The sequence below is a fragment of the Kitasatospora phosalacinea genome (genome assembly GCF_000716545.1).
Lineage (GTDB): Bacteria > Actinomycetota > Actinomycetes > Streptomycetales > Streptomycetaceae > Kitasatospora > Kitasatospora phosalacinea.
The window spans coordinates 1-4,859 of sequence record NZ_JNWZ01000131.1 but is presented as its reverse complement, the minus strand read 5'-3'; the positions used below and the strand labels follow the sequence as shown (position 1 = coordinate 4,859).

5 protein-coding genes are annotated in these 4,859 nt (G+C 68.2%); all 5 read left to right on the top strand.

The features are described 5' to 3' along the window. Window positions 1–508, top strand: a 508-nt coding sequence (locus OO48_RS33610) for an oligopeptide/dipeptide ABC transporter ATP-binding protein (RefSeq protein WP_033223360.1), incomplete at its 5' end; no start/stop codon positions are given. Window positions 509–659: 151 nt separating this feature from the next. Then, on the top strand, window positions 660–2,282 hold the full coding sequence (locus tag OO48_RS33605) for a peptide ABC transporter substrate-binding protein (protein ID WP_033223358.1): 1,623 nt from the start codon (window positions 660–662) through the stop codon (window positions 2,280–2,282). An 82-nt stretch (window positions 2,283–2,364) separates the two neighbouring features. Next, window positions 2,365–3,291 carry an ABC transporter permease gene (locus tag OO48_RS33600; RefSeq protein ID WP_033223353.1) on the top strand — a complete coding sequence of 309 codons (927 nt, stop codon included), beginning with the start codon at window positions 2,365–2,367 and terminating at the stop codon, window positions 3,289–3,291. After that, entirely contained in the window at window positions 3,284–4,297 is a 1,014-nt protein-coding gene (locus OO48_RS33595) for an ABC transporter permease (RefSeq protein ID WP_033223350.1), read from the top strand. The genes OO48_RS33600 and OO48_RS33595 overlap by 8 nt, the downstream gene beginning before the upstream one ends. A 16-nt stretch (window positions 4,298–4,313) precedes the next feature. Then, window positions 4,314–4,859: ATP-binding cassette domain-containing protein (locus OO48_RS33590; RefSeq protein ID WP_033223348.1), on the top strand; the 546-nt coding region annotated here is incomplete at its 3' end.

Below are 4,859 nucleotides of genomic sequence, written 5' to 3'. Positions count from 1 at the left end.
CGGCCTGGCGCTCAAGCCCGAGGTCATCATCTGCGACGAGCCGGTCTCCGCGCTCGACGTGTCGGTGCAGGCCCAGGTGATCAACCTGCTGGAGCAGCTGCAGCAGGACTTCGAGCTCTCCTACATGTTCATCGCCCACGACCTCTCCATCGTCCGGCACATCTCCGACCGGGTCGGCGTGATGTACCTGGGCAAGATGGTCGAGATCGGCTCCGACCTGGAGATCTACGACCACGCCACCCACCCGTACACCCAGGCGCTGCTGTCGGCCGTGCCGGTGCCGGACCCGAGCGACCGGGAGAACCGGGAGCGGATCATCCTCTCCGGGGACATCCCCTCCCCGGCCAACCCGCCGTCCGGGTGCCGCTTCCGCACCCGCTGCTGGAAGGCGGAGGAACGCTGCTCCACCGAGCTCCCGCTGCTGGCCGTCCCCGAGCTGCTGGCCGGCGGCGCCAGGCACGAGTCGGCCTGCCACTTCGCGGCCGAGCGGGAGCCGGCGGCGGCGTAGCACCGTCGGGCGACGCCGGAGGGGCACCGGGAGACACTCCCGGTGCCCCTCCGGCGTCCCTCCCCCGTCCGGCCCTACTGCGGTCGCGTCGCAACTGCTCGGCCCTTCTCATGAGGTGAGATGCGTCATACACCCCTGAGGAGGTAGCTCCATGCCTGCAGGCACCCGTGTGCGCTGGGCCGTTGTCAGTGCGACGTCCGTGGCCCTGGTGGCCACGGGTTGCGGCAGCGGTGGCGGTTCCGGCGGCGGTTCGTCCGACGCCAGCAAGACCTTCACCTACCAGAGCAGCGAGCCGCAGAACCCGTTGCAGCCGGCCAACGCCAACGAGGTCGGCGGTGGACGCATCGTGCAGAACCTGTTCAAGGGCCTGGCCGACTACGACCCCACCAGCGGCAAGCTGCGGATGCAGGTCGCGGACTCCATCGACACCAGCGACGCGCAGACCTACAACGTCACGCTGAAGTCGGGCTGGACCTTCCACGACGGCACGCCGGTGACGGCGCAGAGCTTCGTGAACGCCTGGAACTGGGCGGCCAACGTCGGCAACAACCAGATCAACAGCTCCTGGTTCGGCGACATCGAGGGCTACAAGGACGTCCACCCGGAGAACGGCTCGCCGACCACCGACAAGATGTCCGGCCTGACCGTCCAGGACGACACCCACTTCACGATCAAGCTGTACAACAAGGTCTCGTACTTCCCGTACAAGCTGGGGTACGTGGCCTTCTCGCCGCTCCCGGAGGGCTTCTTCAAGGACCCGGCGGGCTACGGGCAGAAGCCGGTGGGCAACGGGCCGTACCAGTTCGTCAGCTGGGACCACAACTCGCAGGTGGTCACCAAGACGTTCGCCAACTACCAGGGCGTGGACAAGCCGAAGAACGGCGGCGTCGTCTTCAAGATGTACACCACCTCCGAGGCCGCCTACGCGGACCTGCAGTCCAACAACCTGGACGTGATGGACCAGGTGCCGCCGTCGGCGCTGGCGAACTACAAGAACGACCTGGGCGACCGGGCGGTCGACGCCCCGCAGGGCGCGATCCAGAACGTCGGCTTCACCCTCTACCAGCCCGAGTGGCAGCCCGCGAACACGGCCAAGGTCCGGCAGGGCCTGTCGATGGCGATCGACCGGGACACCATCACCCAGACGGTGCTCCAGGGCTCGCGCAAGTCCGCCACCGCCTGGGTCGCCGAGGGCGTCGAGGGCTACAAGTCCGGTACCTGCGGCGACTACTGCACGTACAACCCGGACAAGGCGAAGCAGCTGATCCAGGAGGGCGGCGGCGTCCCCGGCAACGCGATCAAGATCACGTACAACGCGGACGGCGGCCACAAGGAGTGGGTGGACGCGGTCTGCAACTCGATCCGGCAGGTGACCGGGGTGAACTGCTCCGGCGACCCGAAGACCGACTTCAAGACCGCCCGCGCGGCGATCACCGGGCACCAGATCAACGGCCTGTTCCGCACCGGCTGGGTGCAGGACTACCCGCTGAACGCCAACTTCCTGGCGGACGTCTACCGCACCGGCGCGGCCTCGAACGACACCGGCTACTCCAGCCCGGAGTTCGACAAGCTCTCCACCGAGGCCGACCAGGCCGCCTCGATCCAGGACACCGCGACCGGCTACCAGAAGGCCGAGGAGCAGCTGGCGCTCGACATGCCGGCCATCCCGCTCTGGTACTACCGGACCAACTCCGGCTACTCCACCAACGTCCAGAACGTCACGTTCGACTCCTTCGGCAACCCGGCCTGGACCCAGGTCGAGGTCAAGGGCTGACCGTGCCAGGCGCCGGCCCCGTCCTCCCCGCACGGAGGGCGGGGCTCCGGTACTACGTCACCCCTTCGGAGGGAGGGCTCCCATGGGCCACTACGTACTACGCCGCGTGCTCCAGATGATCCCGGTGTTCTTCGGCGCCACGCTGCTGATCTTCCTGATGGTGTACAGCCTGCCCGGCGACCCGATCGCCGCGATGTTCGGCGACAAGGCGGCCGACCCGGCGCAGGTGGCCAGCCTGCGGCACAAGTACTACCTCGACCAGCCGCTGTGGAAGCAGTACCTGCACTACATGAACAACATCTTCCACCTGGACTTCGGCACCAGCTTCACCGGCCGCCCGGTCTCCGAGATCATGGCGGACGCCTTCCCGGTGACCATCCGGCTGGCCCTGGTCGCCTTCTTCTTCGAGATCTTCGTCGGCCTGCCGCTGGGCCTGATCGCGGGCCTGTACCGCGGCAGCGTCGCCGACACCCTGGTGCTGGTGCTGACCCTGATCGTGATCTCGATCCCGGTGTTCGTGCTCGGCTACATCGCGCAGACGATCTTCGCGATCAACCTGGGCTGGGTGACGGCCACCGTCCAGGACTCCGAGGACATCACCCAGTTGATCCTGCCGGGCCTGGTGCTGGCGTCCCTGTCGCTGGCGTACGTGGCCCGGCTCACCCGCACCTCGATCGGCGAGAACCTGCGCGCCGACTACATGCGCACCGCGGTCGCCAAGGGTCTGCCGCGGCACACCATCATCGGGCGGCACCTGCTGCGCAACTCGCTGATCCCGGTGGTCACCTTCCTGGGCACCGACCTGGGCGCGCTGATGGGCGGCGCGATCGTCACCGAGGGCATCTTCAACATCGCCGGCGTCGGCAACGTCCTCTACAAGGCGATCAACCAGAAGGAAGGCCCGACGGTGGTCGGCATCGTCACCGTGCTGGTGCTGGTGTACCTGGTCGCCAGCCTGGTCGTCGACCTGCTGTACGCCGTCCTGGACCCGAGGATCCGCTATGCCTGAGCGCAACGAGGACATCCCCGACCACAACGACCCGCTGCGGAACATCCAGCCGACCGACAGCGACCACCTGGACTACGTGGGCCAGCAGGGGCTGGCGGTGGAGCAGGAGACGCTGATCGAGCCCGACCCGGTCAAGCGGGAACAGGCTCGCAGCCTGTGGGGAGACGCCTGGCGGGACCTGCGCAAGCGGCCCACCTTCATCATCTCGGCGCTGCTGATCCTGCTGCTGATCGTGATCGCGATCTGGCCGGGGCTGTTCACCAACGCCGACCCGCGGGCCGCCAACCTGACCCAGGACTACCTGCGCAGGCCCGACTACACCGACTTCTTCGGGGCCGGCTGGTTCGGCTACGACGGCCAGGGCCGCTCCATCTACGCCCGGGTGCTGTACGGGGCCCGGGCCTCCATCACGGTCGGCATCTGCGTCACCCTGGCGGTCACCGTGCTGGGCGGTCTGGCCGGGATGGTGTCCGGGTACTTCGGCGGCTGGACCGACTCGGTGATCTCCCGGATCATCGACATCTTCTTCGGCATCCCGCTGCTGCTCGGCGCGCTGGTCATCCTGAACGCCTTCTCGGTCCGCACCGTGTGGTCGGTGGTCTTCGCGCTGGCCTTCCTCGGCTGGACGCAGTTGGCCCGCGTGATGCGCGGCTCGGTGATCACCGTGAAGCAGTCCGACTACGTGGTCGCCGGGCGGGCGCTCGGCGCCGGCACCGGGCGGCTGATGTTCCGGCACATCCTGCCCAACGCGGTGGCCCCGGTGATCGTGGTCGCCACCATCGCGCTCGGCGGCTACATCACCGCCGAGGCCACGCTGAGCTTCCTCGGCATCGGCCTGCAGGACCCGACGATCTCCTGGGGCGTGGACATCTCGTCCGCGCAGAAGGTGATCCGGCAGGCGCCGTTCGCCCTGTTCTTCCCGGCCGCCGCGCTCTCCGTCACCGTGCTGGCCTTCATCATGCTGGGCGACGCGGTGCGCGACGCCCTCGATCCGAAGCTGCGCTGAGCGAGGGGAAAGGCACATGAGCACCGTCGCCGACCAGGCCCGCACGGCCCGTGAGGAACCCTTCACCGGGCCGCTGCTGGACGTGAAGGACCTGCACGTCGAGTTCAAGACCCGGGAGGGCGTCGCCCGGGCCGTCAACGGCGTCAACTACACCGTCAGCGCGGGCGAGACGCTGGCCGTGCTCGGCGAGTCGGGCTCCGGCAAGTCCGTCACCGCGCAGGCCATCATGGGCATCCTGGACATGCCGCCGGCCAGCATCCCCAAGGGGGAGATCCTGTACCGCGGCCGGGACATGCTGAAGATGTCCAAGGACGAGCGGCGCAAGATCCGCGGGCAGAAGATCGCGATGATCTTCCAGGACGCGCTCTCCTCGCTCAACCCGGTGCTCACCGTCGGCCACCAGCTCGGCGAGATGTACCGCAAGCACCGCGGCGACAACCGCAAGGAGGCCAGGGCCAAGGCGATCGAGCTGATGGACCGGGTCCGGATCCCCGCCGCCGCCCAGCGGGTGGGCGACTTCCCGCACCAGTTCTCCGGCGGCATGCGCCAGCGCATCATGATC